Origin of the sequence: Streptomyces sp. NBC_01012 (assembly GCF_045162755.1) — a bacterium.
Taxonomy (GTDB): Bacteria; Actinomycetota; Actinomycetes; order Streptomycetales; family Streptomycetaceae; genus Streptomyces.
Window position 1 is genome coordinate 7,294,712 of sequence record NZ_CP108688.1, and the last position, 18,980, is coordinate 7,313,691.

Below are 18,980 nucleotides of genomic sequence, written 5' to 3' on the forward strand. Positions count from 1 at the left end.
GGCCGGCCGTGCACCGGAGGAACCGCAGCCTGCCGAGTCAGGTTCCCGTACCCGTTCTGCCCCAGTCGGGGCCGACTTGGGCCCAGGCGCGGTCGAGCCGGGCGTGCCGTCGTTGCATCATGCGCCATACGACGAATCTGCGGGCCATTTCCGTCAGACCGCCGGCGAGCAGCGTCGAGCCCACGCCCGCGAGCACCCCGTGCATCCGGGCCGTCGAGATGTCCATGGGGCGCATCACCGAGCGGCCACGGGCGTCCGTCCAGATCTGGATGTGGGTGCCGGGAGCCGTCTCCGTCGGCCCCGCCGACACGGTGCCCGTGCGTGCCGTGCCGTCCGGGGCGAGCCACCGGGCCACCACCGACGTACGCATGGAGCCCTCGGTGACGGGCGCGTCGGGATCCTGGGCGACACGGGACGTGCCGGGGACCCCGCGGACCACGACGGCCGGGGTCGGACGGCGCTGCTCGTGCTGGGTGCGCACCGTCCGCCGGAGCGCGTCGTCCGTGAGGGAGCCGACCCTCCAGCCGAGCACAGGAGCCGCCAGCATCAGCAGCAGCGCGGCCAGCGCCACCCATGCCTCATGACGGTCCGTGGCACGGTACAAGGGATTGTGCCGCCATCGCCGGAGTCCCGGAACCGCTCGCACAGTCATGCACCCCCTTCTCCCTGTCCGTGATAGCCCGGGAGGGCAGTGATCACGCCCTCCGGCAGAGAAGAGAGAGTAACCTCACGGCCCGGCCAACGTCCCCCGCACCCGCACGAGTTCCAGCCGGTCAGCACAGGACCCGCACCGGATCCCCGACCCGGATCACGCCGGTGCCCTCCGGGACCAGGTTCTGGCCGAAGAGCAGATGCCTCCCGTCCCGCCGGTGCCGGGCGAGCGTGTGCAACGGCTCCTTGCCCCGCGCCGCCGTCCGCTGGTCGGTGGTCGTGATGACGCACCGCCCGCACGGCTTGGCGACGCGGAAGGCGACCTCCCCGATCGCGATCCGCCCCCAGTCGTCCTCGGCCCAGGGCGCGGTGCCGTCCACGACGACGTTCGGCCGGAACCGGTCCATGGGCAGCGGACCCTCCCGCGGATGATCCCCCTGCGCCACCAGCGAGTTGAGCGCGTCCAGCGAGGCACGGGTGGTGAGGAGCAGCGGGAAGCCGTCGGCGAGCGACACGGTCTCGCCCGGCCGGGCGAACTCCGGATCGACAGGCCTGCGGTGCGACGGCGCGTCCAGATGGACGAGCCGGACCTCCGCACCGAGGCATGCGCTGAACCAGGCGTGCGCCGCGCTCCCCGCCACCACCACCGTGACCTTGCTCCGGTGGAGCTCGGCGACGACCGTGCGGGCCGGATCGGGCACCTCCACCGTCAACGACGGCCTCCCCGGCGCCGACAGGGCCACTCCACCGCCGGGCAGCGACTCGGCGGACAGCAGCGCCATCCGGGGCTGCTGCCGCTGGGTGACGACCCTGTCCCCTTCGTCGATCAGCATCCAGCGGCGGTCCCCGGCGAGTCCCCATGGCTCGACGGCGACCGTGTCGGCCACACATGCGGCCAGCGACTTGACCGGATGGACGTATGCGGCGCCGAGTACGGGTGAGAGCATGCCGCCATCCTGCCAGTGGTCACTGACAGTGGGTGGCCGTGTCCGTCAGTACCCGCGGCTCTGGTACGGGCGGTTGTACGGGTCCTCGTACGGCGACTGCGCGGGAGTGGGCGCGGGCCGGGGGGACGCGGGACGCATCGCCTCGTAACCCGTGCCGGGCCGCTGCTGCTGTTGCGGCGGCTGCTGGTAGCCGCGGGGCGCCGACGGCTGCTGGTAGCCCCGGGGTGCCGACGGCTGCTGCGGGATGTACGGCGCCGGAGCCTGGTGCAGCTGTGCGGGCTGCATCATCGGTGCCTGTTGCATCCCGGCGTTCTGGTACTGCGGCTGCGGGTGGCCGTAGGACCCGGTGTGCTGCGACGGGGCCGCGGGCAGCGCCGGAAGCGCCGACGGCAGAGCCGGCAGGTAGCTGCTCCCGGTGTCGTAGGCGGCAGGGACCCGGATCGGCGCGATCTGAGGGGTACCCCGCTCGGCGACCAGGGAGTCGTAGATCGGGGTGTCGGGGAACGACGGCGCGGCGTAGTAGCCGCTGCCGTAGGTGGAGCGAGGGGAGGTCATGACACATAAGTTAAGCCCACGATGTGCTGGTTGGGGAGCCCCCGATCCTGGGGTTATCCGATTTACGCTGGTTTTGGATGGCCGCCCTGTCAAAACCTCGCTAAAGGCTCCGTTAACAGCGAAGGCACTTCTGTGATTTCGGGGTTCCTGTAATTGCACGGGAGTGAGTGTGGGCTGCCAGGGGGTCGGGGATTAGGTTGGCGGGAAACTCTCCGGGCAGCCGGACTGGTGATGGGGGCGAGCATGACCATGCAAAAGGGAACCAATGTCGCGGTGCCGGCTCGGGCCGTACGGGTCGAGTTGGGCTGGCGTACCTCTCCCGGGACACCTGACGTGGATGCCTCCGCACTCCTTCTCGTGACGGGAAAGGTGCGCAGCGACGCGGACTTCGTCTTCTACAACCAGCCGGCGCACGCGTCGGGAGCGGTGCGCCACGAAGGCAAGCGGACCGCCGGGGACTCGGTCACGGACTGCCTCGCCGTCGACTTCGCACGGATGGAGCCGACGATCGACCGTGTCGTGATCGCCGCATCGGCGGACGGTGGCACCTTCGGACGGGTGAGCGGCCTCTATGTGAGAATCCTGGACCAGGCGGGCGGCTCCGAGATCGCGCGCTTCGAGAGCGCGGACGCGACCGTCGAGACCGCGTTCATCCTCGGTGAGCTCTACCTGCGGCAGGGCGCCTGGAAGTTCAGGGCGGTGGGCCAGGGGTACGACACCGGACTGGCGGGCCTCGCGACGGACTTCGGTATCTCCGTCGACGAGCCGCAGCAGAGCACGCCGACCCAGGCCGCGCCCCCTCAGGCGCCGCCTCCGCCGCCGCCCCCCGCGCCGCACCCGTACGGCCGGCAGGCGCCTCCGGCTCCGCCCCCGTACGGCGGGCAGGCCCCGCCGCCCCCGCCCCCCGCGCCGCCCGTCGCGCAGCCCGTGCGGCTGACCAAGGTCACGCTGACCAAGGAGGCCCCTTCGGTATCCCTGTCGAAACAGGGCGGGACCTCCGGAGCGCTCCGCGTCAACCTCAACTGGGAAGTGCGCAAGCAGTTCAAGGGCTGGGGCGCGAAGCTCGGCAGGGCCGTGGCCCAGCACGCGGACCTGGACCTCGATCTCTGCGCGCTCTACGAACTCACCGACGGAAGCAAGGGAGTCGTGCAGGCGCTGGGAAACGCCTTCGGTTCTCTCCGGCAGCCGCCCTATATCCACCTCGACGGCGACGACCGCACAGGTGCCGTCTCGACCGGCGAGAACCTCACGGTCAACCTCGACCACAAGGACCGGCTGCGGCGCGTCCTGATCTTCGTCACCATCTACGAAGGCGCCCGCAGTTTCGCCGATCTGCATGCCACGGTCACGCTCCAGCCGCAGAACGGCGCGCCCATCGACTTCTCCCTCGACGAATGCACCGTGCCCTCCACCGTCTGCGCGCTCGCTCTGATCAGTGGCGAGGGAGGGGACCTCAACGTGCAGCGCGAGGCCCGCTATCTCGTCCCCCAGCGCGGGGTGAGCCCGCAGCGGACCATCGACGCCGCCTACGGGTGGGGCATGAACTGGACCCCCGGGCGCAAGTGACCCGCAGCGGCTGAACCTCAGGGTTCCGGTGCGGCCTCGGGACGGGCGTACGTACGCCCCTTCCAGGCCGCGCCGAGCCCCCGGTAGTGCTGCACCGCGGAATCCACCGTCATCAGGAGGTAGAGGACCGCGGTGAAGGGCAGCAGCGGTGCCAGCCACAGCGACTGCCGGTAGTACCCGAGCATCGGCATGTACGTCCCCGCCATCACGGCCCAGGCGACCCCGCCCGCCACCGCCGCCACCGGATCGTCCGCCAGCACCCCGGCGCCCAGCGTGACCGGCGGCGCGACGTAGACCAGGCCGAGACCGAGGACCGTGCCCGCCAGCAGCCAAGGGCTGTGCCGCAGTTGCGCGTACGCGCTGCGCGAGACCATGCGCCACAGGTCCGCCAGCCGGGGGTAGGGCCGTACGCTGTCCACCCGTTCGGCGAGCCCCAGCCAGATCCGGCCGCCGCCGCGCCGTACCGCACGCGCCAGCGACACGTCGTCGATCACCGCCGAACGGATGGAATCGGGCAGCCGCGCCCGCTCGACGGCTCCGGCCCGCAGCAGCACACAGCCGCCCGCCGCCGCGGCCGTCCGTGAGCCCTTGCCGTTCACCCGGCGGAACGGATAGAGCTGCCCGAAGAAGTAGACGAAGGCCGGCACCACAAGACGCTCCCAGGTGCTCGTCACCCGCAGCCTGGCCATCTGCGAGACCAGGTCGAAGCCGTCGGCGCCCTCGCTCCCGGCCGCGGTGACGAGCTCCCGCAGACTGTCCGGCTCATGGGCGATGTCGGCGTCCGTCAGAAGCAGGAACTCAGGTTTACGCTGCCGGGCCAGCGCCATCCCGTGCCGCAGCGCCCAGAGCTTGCCCGTCCACCCCGGCTCCGGCTCACCGGGTGCCACCACCGTCAGCGGCAGCCCTCCGTACCGCGCGGACAGGGCGCGGGCGAGCTCACCCGTGCCGTCCTCGCTGCAGTCGTCGACCAGGAAGATCTCCGCGTCCCCCGGATAGTCCTGGGCGAGCAGCGACGGCAGACTCACCGGCAGGACCTCGGCCTCGTCCCTCGCGGGCACGACCACCGCCACCGATGGCCAGCGGGCGGGCTCCTCGCGCACCGGCAGCCGCTGGTCGGTCCGCCAGAAGAAGCCCTGGCCCAGCAGCAGCCACACCCACACGATCAGCGAACCCACGGCGATCCAGGCAACGGCACTCATCCGTCGAAGTGTGCCCCACCGAGGCGGTACCGCAAGGGCCGTCGACTATGGTGACCGGGTGAAGATCGCACTCATGGACTCGGGAATCGGCCTGCTCGCGGCAGCCGCCGCGGTACGCCGGCTTCGACCCGATGCCGATCTGGTGTTGTCGTCGGATCCCGGTTCGATGCCCTGGGGGCCCCGTACGCCCGAGGACGTGACCCGACTCGCGCTCGCCGTGGCACGCGCCGCGGCGGACCACCGGCCGGACGCCCTGATCGTCGCGTGCAACACCGCGTCCGTCCGCGCCCTGCCCGCGCTGCGCGCCGAGCTGGAGCCCGGGCTGCCGGTCGTCGGGACGGTGCCCGCGATCAAGCCGGCCGCCGCCGGCGGCGGCCCGTTCGCGATCTGGGCCACGCCGGCCACCACCGGGAGCCCGTACCAGCGGGGGCTCATCCATGACTTCGCCCACTCCGTGCAGGTGACCGAGGTCCCCTGCCCGGGTCTCGCCGACGCCGTGGAACACGCCGACGAGGAGGCGATCGACCGCGCGGTGGCCGCGGCAGCCGCCCTCACCCCGGCCGATGTGACGGACGTCGTACTGGGCTGCACCCACTACGAACTGGTGGCCGAGCGCATTCGCGCCGCCGTCGGGGGCGGCCGGCCGGGCCGCGCGCCCCTCGTGCTCCACGGCTCCGCGGACGCGGTGGCCGCCCAGGCGCTGCGCCGTGTCGGGGCGGCGCCCGCACCGTCGGCCGAACCCGTCGGCACGCTCGACGTCCTGCTCGGCGGACACGCCGCCGACCTGCCCGGAACCGCTCTGGTCTACGCCGAGGGCCGGCTGCTCAAGGCAGTGACCTCCGCCATCTGACCGTGCCCGGCGCCTCGCCGGGGCCGCGCACCCCCTCCCCGCGGCGCGGAACGTGGGTACGCTGCTTGGCATGACGGACCACCCCGGTAACAGGTGGCACGGTTCGAGCCAGGCCGCGAGCACGGTCTGGACGGGACGGGCCACCAATCGCTTCCAGTGGCTGCTCGCCGCGGTCGGCGCGGCCTGCCTCGCGCTCGGCATCGAGCTGGCGGTCGACTCGGCCTGGAGCGGCGGCTTCGCCCCACTCCTCATGTCCGTCATCGGCTGTGTCGCCGCGGGGCTCCTGATCCTCTTCGGGACGCTCGCCTTCGTCCACGTGGCCGTCAAGGTCGACGGCGACGCACTCGAAGTGCGCTGCGGCCACGCCGGACTGCCCAGGCGCCGGATCCTCCTCACCCATGTGGTCGGCGCGGACTTCGCGCCCACCGTCACCCCCCGCCAGTGGGGCGGCTGGGGATACCGCTGGCGGCCCGACCAGGGCACGGCCGTGGTGGTGCGCCGGGGGGAGGCGCTGGTGCTCAGGCTGGGGGACGGCAGGACGTTCACCGTCACGGTGGACGACGCGGAGGCCGCCGTACGCTTCATCCGCGACCGTCTGCACCTCACCGGCGCCGGGAAGACCCCGGGGCGCTGAGCCGGCAGGACCCGTCACCTGGCACATCTGTCGTGCCTGTCGTGCCTGTCGCGCCTGTCACCTGCTGCCGCTGCCGCTCGCACAGCCGCTCACCGTAGACTCCGGCAGGTGAGCGCCACCATCACCACCGTCGAACCGCAGCCCGCCCCCGTGCCCCGCGGCAGAAAACCGTGGGCGCGGCTCGTCCGGCCTGCCGCAGCCGTGCTGTCCGGTGCGCTGCTCCACGTGAGCTTCCCGCCCCGGCCCCTGTGGTGGCTGGTGTTGCCCGGCTTCGCCCTGCTGGGCTGGGTCCTCACCGGGCGCCGGGCCCGCGCGGCGCTGGGGCTCGGCCTCCTCTCCGGCCTCGGCTTCATGCTGCCGCTGCTGCACTGGACGGGGGAGGAGGTCGGCCCTGTTCCCTGGCTCGCGCTGGCGCTCGCCGAAGCCGTGTTCATCGCCATCGGCTGCATCGGGATCGCCGCCGTCTCCCGGCTGGCGTACTGGCCCGTCTGGGCGGCCGCCGTATGGACGCTGGACGAGGCGCTGCGTGCCCGCGTCCCCTTCGGCGGCTTCCCCTGGGGCAAGATCGCCTTCGGCCAGGCCGACAGCGCCTTCCTGCCGCTCGCAGCGCTGGGCGGCACCCCGCTGCTCACCTTCGCTGTCGTGCTGTGCGGCTTCGGGCTCCTGGAGGCCGTCCGGCAGGTCCTCCGCTACCGCGCCACCCGCACCGTGCCCCGCGCCGCCGTCGTCGCCGCGGCTGTCACCGTGGCCGCCCCGGTCGTCGCGGCGCTGGCGGCCCTCCCGCTCGTCGACGACGCGCCCGAGGACGGCACCGCGACGGTCGCCGCGATCCAGGGCAACGTGCCGCGCCTGGGACTCGACTTCAACTCCCAGCGTCGGGCCGTCCTGGACAACCACGCGAAGCGCACGGAACAGTTCGCCGAGGACGTGAAGGCCGGGAAGGTGCCCCAGCCCGACTTCGTCCTGTGGCCGGAGAACTCCTCCGACCTCGACCCGTACCGCAACGCCGACGCCCGTGACGTCATCGACCGCGCCGTGCGGGCCATCGGAGCCCCCACCGTCATCGGCGCCGTCCTCACCCCCGACACCGGGCTTCTCCGCAACACCCTGATCCAGTGGGACCCGAAGAGCGGCCCCGTGAGCACCTACGACAAGCGGCACATCCAGCCGTTCGGCGAGTACATGCCGATGCGGTCCTTCGCACGGATCTTCAGCAAGGACGTCGACCGGGTCCAGCGCGACTTCGGCCCCGGAAGCAAGGTCGGGGTGTTCGACCTCGCGGGCACGAAGGTCGGGCTCGTGACCTGCTACGAGGCGGCGTTCGACGACGCCGTACGCGACACCGTCAAGGACGGCGGACAGCTGATCGCCGTGCCGAGCAACAACGCGACCTTCGGACGCAGCGAGATGACCTACCAGCAGCTGGCCATGAGCCAGGTGCGGGCGGTCGAGCACGGGCGGTCCGTCGTCGTGCCGGTCACCAGCGGCGTCAGCGCGGTGATCCGGCCGGACGGCACGATCGTGGAGAAGACCAAGATGTTCACCCCGGACGCCCTGGTCGACGAGGTGCCGCTGCGGTCCTCGCTCACGCCCGCCACCCGGCTGGGTGCCCTGCCCGAGGGCGTACTGGCGCTGCTCGCCGTGGCCGGTCTCGGGTGGTCCACGGCCAGGTCGGTGCGGGCGAGGAAGGCCCGTTCGGCCGGTGCGCGGAACGCTCAGGACGCCACGTAGGCTCGGGCGCATGGCTACTCCAGACTTCATCCGCGACATCCGTGCCACCGCAGGTCACCAGCTGCTTCTGCTGCCGGGGGTCACCGCGGTCGTCTTCGACGACCAGGGCAGGGTGCTGCTCGGCCGGCGGTCGGACACGGGCAAGTGGTCGGTCATCGGCGGGATCGGCGAGCCGGGCGAGGAGCCCGCGGCCACAGCGGAGCGCGAGGTGTACGAGGAGACGGCGGTGCGCTGTGTCGCGGAGCGGGTCGTGCTCACCCAGGCGCTGAAGCCCGTGCAGTACGCCAATGGCGACCGTTGTCAGTATGTCGACATCACATTCCGCTGCCGGGCCACCGGCGGCGAGGCGCGGGTCAACGACGACGAGTCGCTGGAGGTCGCCTGGTTCGACGTGGACGCGCTGCCCTCGCTCAGCGAGTTCTCGCTGTTCCGGATCAAGCAGTCCCTCACGGACGGCCCCACCTGGTTCGAGCCCACTCCGGCCGCCGGGGCCTGACCGGCCGCGTTCAGGCACCACCGGCATCGGACGGCACCGTCGCGGCATCCGCGGCCCCCCGTCCGGTGTCGGGCCCGATGTCCGTGAGGTCCCGGCTCCTGGTCTCCTTCGCGCAGACGATCGCCAGCACGGTGAGCAGCGCGGCGGCGATGACGTACAGCGAGATCGGCGTCGAGCTGTCGAAGTCGGCGAGCAGCGCCGTGGCGATGAGCGGCGCGGGGGCGCCCGCGGCGACGGACGAGAACTGGGCGCCGATCGACGCGCCCGAGTAGCGCATCCGCGTCGCGAACATCTCCGCGAAGAAGGCCGCCTGCGGTGCGTACATGGCGCCGTGGAAGATCAGGCCGACCATGACGGCCAGCAGGAGATTGCCGAAGTTCCCGCTGTCGATCAGCGCGAAGAACGGGAACATCCACAGCGCCACACCGATGGCGCCCAGCAGATAGACCGGCCTGCGCCCCACCCGGTCGGAGAGCGCGCCCCACAGCGGGATCACGGCGAAGTGCACGGCGGACGCGACGAGTACCGCGTTGAGCGCCGTCTGATCGGACAGGCCCGCGGATGTCGTCGCGTACACGAGGATGAACGCGGTGATGACGTAGTAGCTGATGTTCTCGGCCATCCGCGCGCCCATGGCGATCAGTACATCGCGCCAGTGATGCCGCAGAACGGCGACCAGAGGCATCTTCTCGGCGGGAGCGGCAGCCGCCTTGCGCAGGGCGGCCTGGGCAAGGGCGGCCTTGAAGACAGGTGATTCATCGACAGAGAGACGAATCCACAGTCCGAGGATCACGAGGACGCCGGAGAGGAGGAAGGGGATCCGCCAGCCCCAGGCCTCGAAGGCGGAATCCGACAGGAGCGCGGTGAGGGCGGAGAGCACCCCGGTCGCCAGCAACTGCCCGGCGGGCGCCCCTGTCTGAGGCCAGGACGCCCAGAACCCGCGCCGTTTCGCGTCGCCGTGCTCCGACACGAGCAGGACGGCACCACCCCACTCGCCACCGAGCGCGAAGCCCTGGATCAGGCGCAGGACGGTGAGCAGCACGGGTGCGGCGGAACCGATGGTGGCGTGCGTCGGCAGGAGCCCGATGGCGAAGGTCGCGCTCCCCATCATCAGCAGGCTCAGGACCAGCAGCTTCTTGCGCCCGAGCCGGTCACCGTAGTGCCCGAACACCAAGGCCCCGATCGGTCGGGCGGCGAAGCCCACGGCGTAGGTGAGGAAGGAGAGGAGAGTACCGACGAGCGGATCGGACCCGGGGAAGAACAGCTTGTTGAAGACCAGCGCGGCGGCGGAGCCGTAGAGGAAGAAGTCGTACCACTCCACGGTGGTCCCGACGAGGCTCGCGGCGACGATGCGCCTGAGGCTTCCGGGTGTTGGCGGAGCGGTTGCTGCGGAGGCCATGTGCACCACTTCCGGACAGTTGGCGGGGACGGGTTCGTGTCGCCACACCGTAGGAAGGGGCAGGTCAGGGGCGTATGTGGTGGGACACCATAGTTCGGACGGGCGGTGTGCGGGACGGCGCCACTGCCCGGAGGTGCCCTACGCGGAGGTGTTCCCGGGCAGGGGGAGCAGGAAGGAGTGGTCGCGCTGTGCGCCGCAGCCGTGGCAGGTGCCGGTGAAGCGGGAGAGGAGATGGCCGTCGGACTCGGCGACGGTGTTGCGCCAGAAGCAGCGGAACTCCCCGCATCCGCAGAGCCGTTCGCTGACCGCCACGAAGGCGCTGGTGTTGGAGTCGTGGCTCTCGGTGTCACCGCTGTCGGTGTCGGGCAGCCCGCGGTGCCGTCGCATCGACGTCGCCTCCTCCGGGGTGAGGAGTCCCGTTCCGGTGCATTCGATGCACAGGCCGGGATCGGAGCTGCCGGCGCACCAGCATCGTCCGTAGCCGCCTGTTCCGCCGCTGTAGGGCCTGCCTTCGCATGTCAGGCAATCGCCCCAGCCGTGGCAGTCGTTGCACAGTACCCCGCCGGCCGTGCTGATCGTGAACTGTGGCTCGCCCCACTGCCGTCCGGTGTACACGGTCGGGGCCCAGCCGGTGACGGTCAGGATGCCCCGGCCGCCGCCCTGGTGGACCCGCACTTCGAAGTCCTCGCGCCGGGCCGTCGCCGACCTCGCCGCTCCGTCACCCCTCGGGGTCCATCGGCGCGGGGCCCAGCCGGCCCTTTCGAGGACGTCGAGCATGTCGTCGAATCCTGAGGCCGGCGGGCGTCCGTCGCCGCCCAGGCAGAGGAGGACCAGGAAGCGGTGGCCGATGGGTGCGGGGTCGCGCCACCGTACGGGGTCGGCCCACTCACGGACCACCTGCGGTGGATGGTCGGGGAAGAGAGCCGTGGCTATCTCCAGCAGCTCGCCCCTGAGCCACTGTGCCCCCGCGGGGGTCACCGGGACGCCGTCCGTGCGTCGTAGGCGCGTTGCACCTGCTCGATCTCGGCACTGTGCTCGACCGTCCAGTCGTACAGGCGGGTGAACGGCTCGCGGAACGATTCACCGAGAGGGGTCAAGGAGTACTCGACACCCACCGGCGAGGTCTCGAGCACCCTGCGCCGGATCATGCCGTTGCGTTCGAGACGGCGCAGCGTCTGAGTGAGCACGCGCTGTGTCACTCCTTCGAGCTGCCGCTTGATCTCGTTGAAACGGGTCGGCTGCTCAAGCACCGCCAGCACCATCATCGACCACTTGTCCGCGACCTGGTCCAGGATCGGCCGGCTCGGGCAATCGACGCTGAACCGGGGCTCGGAGTGGACGGTGTTCGGTGCCATGGCGGTGTCCTTCGTGATCCTTGGTGCCCTGAAAGTGCGTTCTTGACGGCATTCGACCGGGGATCGAGATTAGGTATGCATCGCAAACCTACCCCCCTGATGACAACCGGAGAACCCATGGATCTGGCCGGCTTCACCACCCTTCACGTCGACATCCGGGGCGGGGTCGCGCACGTCGTGCTGGACAACCCGCCCGTGAACGCGCTGGGCGCGACCACGATGCGTGAACTGCACGAGCTGCTGGGGAGTCTCCGCGACGACCTGTCCGTGCGGGTGATCGTGTTCTCCAGCGCGAACGAGGAGTTCTTCCTTGCCCATGTCGACCTGCACATCCTCGAGGGGATGGACCAGCTGCGGGGCATCGCCGCGAGCAACCCCGAGGTGAACGTGTTCCAGGCGACGGGTGAGCTGCTGCGCCACCAGCCGCAGATCAGCATCGTCAAGCTCGCGGGCGTCGCGCGCGCCGGCGGTGCGGAGTTCGTCGCCGCCGCCGACATGGCCTTCGCGGCGAAGGAGACTGCCCGGATCGGCCAGCCCGAATCGCTGATGGGCATCCTTCCCGGGGGCGGCGGCACGCAGTATCTGCGTGAACGGGTCGGCCGGAACCGCGCTCTCGAACTGCTTCTCGGCGCCGAACTCCTGGACGCCGAAAGGGCCGCCGCGTACGGCTGGATCAACCGTGCGGTGCCCGCCGCCGACCTGGACGTGTTCGTCGAGACCCTCGCCACGGACATCGCGGCGCTCGGTCCGGAGATCATCGCCCAGGCGAAGCGGGTCGTGCCCCCGGCGGACCTCGTGGCCGGTCTCCGGGAGGAGAACGACGCGTGGTCGGCGCTCGTGAACACGGAGGCCACCGCGAAGCTTATGTCCGGAGCCCTGGAACGTGGCATCCAGACACCGGAGGGGGAGCGTGACCTCGAAGGTCTGATGCGTGCCATCGCCGCCGGGTGAGTCGATCCTTCGCGAGCGGGCTACTCGGTCATGCGGACCCGGGTCCTGTCGCGGTCCCGTACGAGGGACCAGAACGTCCCGGCGATCAGTGACGGCTCGATGGCGGTCGGGCTCGCCGTCGCCGTGCCCTTGACCGACCCCGCGATCGTCACCTCGCCGACGTGGACACCGGACTCGCGCAGGCGCTCGGCGAGTACGCCGACGAGCTTGGACTTCGCGGCGTTCTCGAGGGCCACACCGTCGATGCCGAGCAGCTTGGTGAAGGCGTCGCTCTCCGAGGAGTGCTCACCCACCGAGCCGTTGGCGACGAGTACCGCCGCGCCCGGGCTCGACCGGAGGTCGTCCAGCACCTCCTGCACGCAGGTGAGCAGGCCGATGACCCCGACGTCGAACACCCGGGCGACGTCCTCCGGGCGGGTCGCGAGGACATCCGTCACCCCGCCACTCCTGAAGGCGGTCCAGAGGACCGCGGAGACGACCCCGAGGTCCTTGCGGATACGCGAGACCGTCCGCCGGATCATCTCCGGATCCCTGGCGTCGGACCGATAGCCCACGGCCTCGATGCCCTCGGCCTTCAGACGGGCCACCCCCTCGTCGACCCTCTCGGCGTTCCTCGCGACCAGCGCGAGGGAGTACCCCTCGCGCCCGAACCGCTCCGCCGTCGCGTGCGAAATTCCTGGACCGTAACCGAAAACAATCAACACGCCCATGTGCGAAGCCTTTCAGCTCATCGATGCCGGACCGACAACCCAATCGGAGGGTCCTCCGATTGGGGCGTGACTCTATCCAAACGGAGTACACTCCGCAACGTGTCGTCCCATGAGTCGGATCCCCCGCGCGCCCGGGTCGCAGAGGCCCGCCGCAACCGGCGCACGCTGATCGCCGTCGCCACGCGCGCCTTCGCGTCCGGTGAACGCCGGGTCCCGCTCGACGCGATCGCCAAGGAGGCAGGCGTCGGGATCGGCACGCTCTACCGCCATTTCCCCACCAGGGAAGCCCTGGTCGAAGCCGTCTATCACGACCGGACCGAACATCTGCGGAGCGGCGCGGAGGAGCTTCTCGCCGCCCATCCACCGGCCCACGCGCTGCGTCTGTGGATGGACCTGTTCGCCGAATGGGCCGTGACGAAGCACGGCATGATCGAGACACTGCGGGCGGTCGTCTCGTCCGGGAAGCTCGAGTACGGGCGGATGCGCGAGGAGCTGGTCGAGGTCGTACGTATGCTCCTCGACGCCGGGGTGGCCGCCGGCGACATCCGTGCCGACGTCGACGCCTCCGACGTGGGTGCCACCCTCGCCGGCATCCTGGCCGTCGCGGGCGCCCCCGAGCAGCGCGACCAGGCGGCGCGCATGCTCGATCTGCTGAGGGATGGTCTGCGGCCTTCCGCCGCGTCCGGCTGACGATGGCCTGATACGCCACCTCTTGTCCGTACTTCTTGCCCGCACGCCGGGTCCGTGCGGTGCCGTGACGGCAGGTCATGTCTGGCGGATTTACGTGGTGAGAGGCCTGCGTCACATGGGTCGGCCCTGCGTATGCCGCACCACGGAGCGCGAAGTTAGGTTAGCCTCGCCTAGGTTCTGGTGGGTGAGCCGTAGTGGCGTGATCGCGGCACCGGAGCCGACCGAGCCGTCGCCGTCCATCCACTCAGGAGTCATCCCATGAACCAGACCTTGTCGGCCGAACGCGTCCTGGCCGACGTCGCGCAACTGATCGGCTGCGACCCCGCGGAGATCGCCCCCGACGACAACCTCGCCGACCACGGCCTGGACTCGGTGCGGACCATGGTCCTGGTCGAGCGCTGGCGTGCCGCGGGTGTGGAGGAGCTGGAGTACGCCGACCTGGCGGAGCAGCCCGAACTGGCCCACTGGACCGAGCTGCTGACGGGTGGGGCCGCATGAGCCGGGTCGACCACCGCAGCCGCCATCTGGACCGGATCGCGGAGGTCCGGGCGGGGCTCCACGCCGAGAAGGTGGGCTACCCGATCGGCATCCGGGAGACCCGGGTCGTCCGTACCGCCATGGTCGGGGCCGGTCTGCTGCGGGTCACTCTCGGCGGCCCAGGCACCGAGGGGTTCGAGGCCCACTCGCCGGACGAGCACGTGAAGCTGATCCTCCCTGATCCGGACGGAACGCTGCGGCTGCCCGAGCGCAACGGGGACATGCTGCGCTGGCCGCGCCCGGCGCCCGTCTCGCGGCAGTACACGGTGCGCCGCTACGACCCGGCCGCCGGTGAGATCGACATCGACGTCGCGCTGCACGAGGGCGGCCTCGTGTCGGACTGGGCCTCGGTGGTCCGGCCGGGCGCCGTCATGCATCTCGCGGGACCGCCCGGCGGGCTGATCGTCCCGCACTCCTACGACCGCTATCTGCTCGCCGGCGACCTCACGGCCCTACCGGCCATCGCACGCTGGCTGGAGGAGCTGCCCAGGACCGCGCGGGGCTGGGCGTTCGTCGAAGTCGTCGACGCCGCACAGGAGATCGAGCTGGCCGCGCCGGAGGGCGTCGAGGTGCGCTGGCTGCACCGCGGCGACCGGCCGGTGGGCGCGGACGACGCGTTCGTGCGGGCCGTGACCGAGGTGACGGTTCCCGAGGGTGAGCGGCTGTACGTGTGGGTCGCGGGGGAGGCGGGGCAGATCAAGCCGCTGCGTCGCTGGGTCCGCGACGAACTGCGGCTGGAGAAGGCCGATCACGACATCACCGGTTACTGGAAGCGCGGCGTCGCCGACTTCGACGAGGACGACCACTGACCGACCGGGTGTCCGGGATGCGGACCTGTGCCGCCCCGTGGTGTCTCGGCGGGAAAATTTCAACTAAGGTAAGCCTTACCTAAATTTCAAGGAGCAGGAATGTCCATACGCAGAACCTCCGGTCTCGTCGGTGCCGTGTCGCTGGCCTTGGTCCTGGCCGGATGCGGATCCTCGTCGGACGGTGGGGGCGGGTCGGACTCCGCGGGCAAGGACAAGACCCGGGTGTTCGCCGCGGACAACGGCAAGATCACCATTCCGTCCGACCCGAAGCGTGTGGTGGCCACCGGCTACGCCGTGCCGGCCCTCATCGAGGCCGACGCGCCCCTCGTCGGGATCTCGTCGTGGAAGCGCGGCGAGCCGATGATGAGCAAGGAGGACCTCGCCGAGTACAAGAAGCTCACCAAGGTGGCGGGTGAGCAGGCGGCCGAGACCAACTACGAGGCCATCGCCGAGGCCGAGCCCGATCTGATCGTCATCGGTGTGCCCGCTCCCGTGCTCGGGGACATCGACGTCAAGCGGCTCGAGTCCATCGCCCCCGTCGTGGCGATCGGCCCGACCGTGCCGTCCGCCTGGCGCAGCCTCTCCCGCAAGCAGGCCGACGCCGCCGGCGCCCTGGAGAAGTTCGACGCCGCGCAGAAGACGTACGAGACCAAGGCGGCCGAGCTGGCGAAGAAGTACAAGGACGTGCTTCCCGATCTCAAGCTGGGACACGTCGGCGCCTACGGCGAGGTCGCCAAGGGCACCTTCCAGCGTGAGTTCGGCGGTTCGTGGGGCACCAACATCGCCGAGGACCTGGGTGCGAAGTACTACGGCAAGGTCAAGGAGGCCGGCGAGGGCTCGCGCGCGGTCAGCGAGTACCCGTCCGTCGAGGACCTCCCGGACGCCTTCGGCGAGGCCGACGCCCTGACGTACTCCGTCGAGGCCGACGGCAGCGTCTCCGAGGCGGTGCAGTACGTCCTCGACTCCAAGCTGTGGAAGAACCTGCCCGCCGTCAAGGCGGGAAAGACCTTCCCGATCCGTTACACCGAGGCCGCCACCTACGGCGAGGCCATGAACACCCTGGACGCGATCGACAAGTCGTTCGCTCCTCTGCTGGACCGGTGACCGTCGCGGGTCGCGCGTCCGGTCCGGCGGGGGTCAAGCGGACCGCCGGACCACAGATCGGCCTGCTCGTCGGGGGACTGGTGCTGTTGGCGGTGGTCGCCGTGCTCAGCATGGGCGTCGGCGCCCACCCGGTCCCCCCGACCGAGGTCGTGCGCGCGTTGCTGGACTACCAGGGCACCGACGCCCACGTGATCGTGCGTGACGTCCGGCTGCCCCGCTCCCTGCTGGCCATCGCGGTGGGCGCCGCTCTCGCGGTGGCGGGCGCGCTGATCCAGACGCTGGCCCGCAACCCGCTGGCCGAGCCCGGCATCCTCGGGGTCACCGCGGGCGCCGGGTTCGCCATCACCGTCGGCTCGGCGCTGGGACTCGCCGCCGGACAGGCGGGCCAACTCGGCTTCGCGGTCATCGGATCCGTGCTCGCGGCCCTGCTGGTGGCCGCCGTCGGGCGCCGCTCGCCGCTGCGCCTCGTGCTCACCGGCGTGGCCATGACCGCGGTGCTGAGCGGCGTCGCGCTCGGCCTGCGGCTGATGCTGCCCGATGTCTTCGACATGTACAGATTCTGGTCGGTCGGGTCGCTGGCGGCCCGCGAACAGGCGCCACTGGGGCTGCCGTTGACCGCCATCGCGGTCTGCCTGCTCGGTGCACTCCTGCTGAGCAGGGCGCTCAACGCCCTGGCGCTGGGCGAGAGCGTGGCGCACACCCTGGGCGCCGGGGTCGGCCGGGTGCGCGCCGTCGCGCTGGTCCTTATCACCGTGCTCTGCGCCGCCGCGACGGCGGTGGCCGGGCCGATCCTCTTCGTCGGCCTGATCGTGCCGCACCTGGTGCGCAAGCCGGCCGCGGGCTCGGTGCCCTGGCTGATCCTCTACACGATGGTGCTGGGTCCTGTGCTGCTGCTGGTCGCCGACATCGGGTCCCGGGTGCTGCTGCCGACCGGTGAGGTGCCGGTGGGCATCGTGACCGCGTTCCTCGGCGGCCCCATGCTGATCTGGGCCGTTCGGCGTTACGGGGCGGGGTCGCTGTGAAGACACTCGGACTGAGAATCGAACGCCGTACCGTCGTGCTGGTCACGGTCATGGTCGCCCTGATGCTCGGCCTCGGACTGCTCGGGCTGTGCTACGGCGCCTCCTGGGCGTCCCCTGCCAAGGTGTTCGCCGCACTGACCGGCACCGAACGCTCCGTGGTGATCTCGGACTGGCGGCTGCCGCGTGTGCTGGCCGGGCTGGTCTTCGGCGCCGCACTCGGCGTCGCGGGAGCGCTCTTCCAGAACCTCACCCGCAACCCGATGGGCAGCCCGGACGTCATCGGCCTCGACGCCGGCGCCTACACCGGTGCCCTGGTCGCCATCACCGTGCTGTCCGGCACGTCCGTGCAACTGGCCGCGGGCTCCGTGCTCGGCGGACTGGTCGTCGCGGCCGCGATCTACCTGCTGGCGTACGGACGGGGCTTCTCCGGACTGCGTCTTGTGGTCATCGGCATCGCGGTCAACGCGATGGTGACGGCCATCAACTCCTGGATCGTGCTGCGCGCCGAACTGGAGGTGGCGATCGCCGCCGTCGGCTGGAGCGCGGGATCGCTCAACGGTGTGGGCTGGGACGACGTGGGCATCCCGTTCGCGTTGATCGCCGTGCTGCTGATCCTGATGACCACGCGGGCGCACGCCATGCACCAGGCATCGCTCGGTGACGCGGTCGCGGCGACCACCGGGGTCGGACTCAACCGGTTGCGGCTGCTGATGGTGCTGGTCGGCGTCGGCTGCACGGCCACGGTGACCGCGGTGGCAGGACCCATCGCGTTCATCGCCCTGGCGGCCCCGCAGATCGGCCGCAGGCTCGCCGGCGCGGCCGGTGTGCCGCTGCTCCCCGCCGCGCTCACCGGCGCGGTCCTGCTCCAAGGCGCCGACCTGCTCGCCCAGATGCTGCTGGCGCCCGTCGCGCTGCCCGTGGGAGTGGTGAGTACCGCGATCGGCGGTTGCTATCTGATCTGGCTGCTGACCAAGGAGGTGAGGCGCGCGTGACCGCACGCCTGAGCGCGCGGGACATCACCCTGCGCTACGGAGACCGGGTCGTGTCCACACGGCTGAGTCTCGACGTCCCCGACGGCGCGTTCACCGCCGTCGTGGGCCCCAACGCCTGTGGGAAATCGACCCTGCTGCGCGCGCTGGTGCGGCTGTTGCGCCCGGAGGAAGGGCACGTGGAGCTCGACGGCCGTGAGGTCGGCGGGTACGCGCCCAAGGCGCTCGCCAAGCAACTGGGTTTCCTGCCGCAGGATCCGCTCGCCCCCGACGACATCAAGGTCCGTCAGCTCGTGAGCCGGGGACGGTTCCCGCACCAGTCGCTGCTGGCGCTGTGGTCCGCCGAGGACGAGGAGGCCGTCACCGACGCGATGGCCGGCGCCGGGGTCGAGGACCTCGCCGACCGGCCGGTGCAGGAGCTGTCCGGCGGGCAGCGGCAGCGGGTGTGGATCGCCATGGTGCTCGCGCAGCGGACGCCCTACCTGCTGCTCGACGAACCCACGTCGTTCCTCGACATCACCCACCAGTACCAGCTGTTGAGCCTGCTGGCACGGCTGCGTGACGAGGGCCGCACCGTGATCGCCGTCCTGCACGACATCAACCAGGCATGCCGGTTCGCCGATCACCTGGTCGCCATGAGGGACGGCAGGGTGGTCGCCGAGGGCGTCCCCGGAGACATCGTGGACGCCGCCCTGATGAAGGACGTCTTCGACCTGCCCAGCGTCATCGTCCCCGACCCCGTCACCGGCACACCGATGGTCGTGCCCACACTTCAAGGAGAGTAA

Annotated in this window: 21 protein-coding genes; 13 read left to right on the forward strand and 8 right to left on the reverse strand. The window is 71.0% G+C overall.

The features are described 5' to 3' along the window. Positions 1–37 precede the first annotated feature (37 nt). The 3 genes from OG623_RS32555 to OG623_RS32565 all read right to left on the reverse strand — a co-directional run bounded on the left by OG623_RS32555 (position 38) and on the right by OG623_RS32565 (position 2,153). Positions 38–652, reverse strand: coding sequence for a hypothetical protein (locus tag OG623_RS32555; protein ID WP_406151186.1), 615 nt, complete (start codon positions 650–652; stop codon positions 38–40). Between the two features lie 121 nt (positions 653–773). Further along, positions 774–1,598, reverse strand: a complete 825-nt coding sequence (locus OG623_RS32560; RefSeq protein ID WP_406151187.1) for an MOSC domain-containing protein — start codon at positions 1,596–1,598, stop codon at positions 774–776. A gap of 45 nt (positions 1,599–1,643) precedes the next feature. Further along, positions 1,644–2,153: a DUF6643 family protein gene (locus OG623_RS32565; protein ID WP_406151188.1), complete on the reverse strand. Its 510-nt coding sequence runs from the start codon at positions 2,151–2,153 to the stop codon at positions 1,644–1,646. A 231-nt stretch (positions 2,154–2,384) separates the two neighbouring features. On the opposite strand from OG623_RS32565, the gene OG623_RS32570 reads away from it, so the two are divergent. After that, positions 2,385–3,719 carry a TerD family protein gene (locus OG623_RS32570; protein WP_406151189.1) on the forward strand — a complete coding sequence of 445 codons (1,335 nt, stop codon included), beginning with the start codon at positions 2,385–2,387 and terminating at the stop codon, positions 3,717–3,719. Between the two features lie 17 nt (positions 3,720–3,736). Here the strand turns inward: OG623_RS32570 and OG623_RS32575 are convergent, their stop codons facing one another. After that, the gene (locus tag OG623_RS32575; protein ID WP_406151190.1) at positions 3,737–4,918 is read right to left on the reverse strand and encodes a glycosyltransferase; all 1,182 of its coding nucleotides are present in this window, start codon (positions 4,916–4,918) and stop codon (positions 3,737–3,739) included. Positions 4,919–4,976: 58 nt separating this feature from the next. Between OG623_RS32575 and OG623_RS32580 the strand changes: the two genes are divergently transcribed. The 4 genes from OG623_RS32580 to OG623_RS32595 all read left to right on the forward strand — a co-directional run bounded on the left by OG623_RS32580 (position 4,977) and on the right by OG623_RS32595 (position 8,629). Next, positions 4,977–5,768 carry a glutamate racemase gene (locus OG623_RS32580; protein ID WP_406151191.1) on the forward strand — a complete coding sequence of 264 codons (792 nt, stop codon included), beginning with the start codon at positions 4,977–4,979 and terminating at the stop codon, positions 5,766–5,768. Between the two features lie 70 nt (positions 5,769–5,838). Next, positions 5,839–6,402 (forward strand): hypothetical protein, encoded by a 564-nt coding sequence (locus OG623_RS32585; protein ID WP_406151192.1) that lies wholly within the window; start codon positions 5,839–5,841, stop codon positions 6,400–6,402. A gap of 108 nt (positions 6,403–6,510) precedes the next feature. Continuing rightward, positions 6,511–8,133 carry an apolipoprotein N-acyltransferase gene (gene lnt, locus OG623_RS32590; RefSeq protein WP_406151193.1) on the forward strand — a complete coding sequence of 541 codons (1,623 nt, stop codon included), beginning with the start codon at positions 6,511–6,513 and terminating at the stop codon, positions 8,131–8,133. A 10-nt stretch (positions 8,134–8,143) separates the two neighbouring features. Beyond that, positions 8,144–8,629 carry an NUDIX hydrolase gene (locus OG623_RS32595; protein WP_406151194.1) on the forward strand — a complete coding sequence of 162 codons (486 nt, stop codon included), beginning with the start codon at positions 8,144–8,146 and terminating at the stop codon, positions 8,627–8,629. Positions 8,630–8,639: 10 nt separating this feature from the next. Here the strand turns inward: OG623_RS32595 and OG623_RS32600 are convergent, their stop codons facing one another. The 3 genes from OG623_RS32600 to OG623_RS32610 form a co-directional block, all read right to left on the reverse strand. Further along, positions 8,640–10,028: an MFS transporter gene (locus OG623_RS32600; protein ID WP_406151195.1), complete on the reverse strand. Its 1,389-nt coding sequence runs from the start codon at positions 10,026–10,028 to the stop codon at positions 8,640–8,642. A gap of 138 nt (positions 10,029–10,166) precedes the next feature. Continuing rightward, positions 10,167–11,006 carry a hypothetical protein gene (locus OG623_RS32605; protein WP_406151196.1) on the reverse strand — a complete coding sequence of 280 codons (840 nt, stop codon included), beginning with the start codon at positions 11,004–11,006 and terminating at the stop codon, positions 10,167–10,169. Then, a complete protein-coding gene (locus OG623_RS32610) occupies positions 11,003–11,383 on the reverse strand; it encodes a winged helix-turn-helix transcriptional regulator (RefSeq protein WP_406151197.1) in 381 nt (126 codons plus the stop codon). Before OG623_RS32610 ends, OG623_RS32605 begins: the two co-directional genes overlap by 4 nt. Positions 11,384–11,482: 99 nt before the next feature. Here OG623_RS32610 and OG623_RS32615 point away from each other — a divergent pair, with 99 nt between their 5' ends. Beyond that, a complete protein-coding gene (locus OG623_RS32615; protein WP_406151198.1) occupies positions 11,483–12,334 on the forward strand; it encodes an enoyl-CoA hydratase/isomerase family protein in 852 nt (283 codons plus the stop codon). Positions 12,335–12,354: 20 nt separating this feature from the next. On the opposite strand, the gene OG623_RS32620 is transcribed toward OG623_RS32615, so the two are convergent. Beyond that, positions 12,355–13,044 (reverse strand): SDR family NAD(P)-dependent oxidoreductase, encoded by a 690-nt coding sequence (locus OG623_RS32620; RefSeq protein ID WP_406151199.1) that lies wholly within the window; start codon positions 13,042–13,044, stop codon positions 12,355–12,357. 99 nt (positions 13,045–13,143) lie between these two features. On the opposite strand from OG623_RS32620, the gene OG623_RS32625 reads away from it, so the two are divergent. From OG623_RS32625 to OG623_RS32655, 7 genes are all read left to right on the forward strand, one after another. Continuing rightward, complete coding sequence (locus tag OG623_RS32625; protein ID WP_406151200.1) at positions 13,144–13,734, forward strand: TetR/AcrR family transcriptional regulator; 591 nt, start codon at positions 13,144–13,146, stop codon at positions 13,732–13,734. 258 nt (positions 13,735–13,992) lie between these two features. Further along, the gene (locus OG623_RS32630; RefSeq protein ID WP_406151201.1) at positions 13,993–14,232 is read left to right on the forward strand and encodes a phosphopantetheine-binding protein; all 240 of its coding nucleotides are present in this window, start codon (positions 13,993–13,995) and stop codon (positions 14,230–14,232) included. Next, complete coding sequence (locus OG623_RS32635) at positions 14,229–15,080, forward strand: siderophore-interacting protein (protein WP_406151202.1); 852 nt, start codon at positions 14,229–14,231, stop codon at positions 15,078–15,080. The genes OG623_RS32630 and OG623_RS32635 overlap by 4 nt, the downstream gene beginning before the upstream one ends. A gap of 99 nt (positions 15,081–15,179) precedes the next feature. Continuing rightward, entirely contained in the window at positions 15,180–16,184 is a 1,005-nt protein-coding gene (locus OG623_RS32640; RefSeq protein ID WP_406151203.1) for an ABC transporter substrate-binding protein, read from the forward strand. Next, positions 16,181–17,206, forward strand: a complete 1,026-nt coding sequence (locus OG623_RS32645) for a FecCD family ABC transporter permease (protein ID WP_406151204.1) — start codon at positions 16,181–16,183, stop codon at positions 17,204–17,206. Before OG623_RS32640 ends, OG623_RS32645 begins: the two co-directional genes overlap by 4 nt. Before the next feature lie 50 nt (positions 17,207–17,256). Next, on the forward strand, positions 17,257–18,198 hold the full coding sequence (locus OG623_RS32650; protein ID WP_406152107.1) for a FecCD family ABC transporter permease: 942 nt from the start codon (positions 17,257–17,259) through the stop codon (positions 18,196–18,198). Further along, a complete protein-coding gene (locus OG623_RS32655) occupies positions 18,195–18,980 on the forward strand; it encodes an ABC transporter ATP-binding protein (RefSeq protein ID WP_406151205.1) in 786 nt (261 codons plus the stop codon). The genes OG623_RS32650 and OG623_RS32655 overlap by 4 nt, the downstream gene beginning before the upstream one ends.

What these genes read in the sequence shown, in the direction of transcription:
- OG623_RS32555 (WP_406151186.1), bottom strand. Translation starts at nt 652, where the DNA reads ATGACTGTGCGAGCGGTTCCGGGACTCCGGCGATGGCGGCACAATCCC.
- OG623_RS32560 (WP_406151187.1), bottom strand. Translation starts at nt 1,598, where the DNA reads ATGCTCTCACCCGTACTCGGCGCCGCATACGTCCATCCGGTCAAGTCG.
- OG623_RS32565 (WP_406151188.1), bottom strand. Translation starts at nt 2,153, where the DNA reads ATGACCTCCCCTCGCTCCACCTACGGCAGCGGCTACTACGCCGCGCCG.
- OG623_RS32570 (WP_406151189.1), top strand. Translation starts at nt 2,385, where the DNA reads ATGGGGGCGAGCATGACCATGCAAAAGGGAACCAATGTCGCGGTGCCG.
- OG623_RS32575 (WP_406151190.1), bottom strand. Translation starts at nt 4,918, where the DNA reads ATGAGTGCCGTTGCCTGGATCGCCGTGGGTTCGCTGATCGTGTGGGTG.
- OG623_RS32585 (WP_406151192.1), top strand. Translation starts at nt 5,839, where the DNA reads ATGACGGACCACCCCGGTAACAGGTGGCACGGTTCGAGCCAGGCCGCG.
- OG623_RS32595 (WP_406151194.1), top strand. Translation starts at nt 8,144, where the DNA reads ATGGCTACTCCAGACTTCATCCGCGACATCCGTGCCACCGCAGGTCAC.
- OG623_RS32600 (WP_406151195.1), bottom strand. Translation starts at nt 10,028, where the DNA reads ATGGCCTCCGCAGCAACCGCTCCGCCAACACCCGGAAGCCTCAGGCGC.
- OG623_RS32610 (WP_406151197.1), bottom strand. Translation starts at nt 11,383, where the DNA reads ATGGCACCGAACACCGTCCACTCCGAGCCCCGGTTCAGCGTCGATTGC.
- OG623_RS32615 (WP_406151198.1), top strand. Translation starts at nt 11,483, where the DNA reads ATGACAACCGGAGAACCCATGGATCTGGCCGGCTTCACCACCCTTCAC.
- OG623_RS32620 (WP_406151199.1), bottom strand. Translation starts at nt 13,044, where the DNA reads ATGGGCGTGTTGATTGTTTTCGGTTACGGTCCAGGAATTTCGCACGCG.
- OG623_RS32630 (WP_406151201.1), top strand. Translation starts at nt 13,993, where the DNA reads ATGAACCAGACCTTGTCGGCCGAACGCGTCCTGGCCGACGTCGCGCAA.
- OG623_RS32635 (WP_406151202.1), top strand. Translation starts at nt 14,229, where the DNA reads ATGAGCCGGGTCGACCACCGCAGCCGCCATCTGGACCGGATCGCGGAG.
- OG623_RS32640 (WP_406151203.1), top strand. Translation starts at nt 15,180, where the DNA reads ATGTCCATACGCAGAACCTCCGGTCTCGTCGGTGCCGTGTCGCTGGCC.
- OG623_RS32650 (WP_406152107.1), top strand. Translation starts at nt 17,257, where the DNA reads ATGGTCGCCCTGATGCTCGGCCTCGGACTGCTCGGGCTGTGCTACGGC.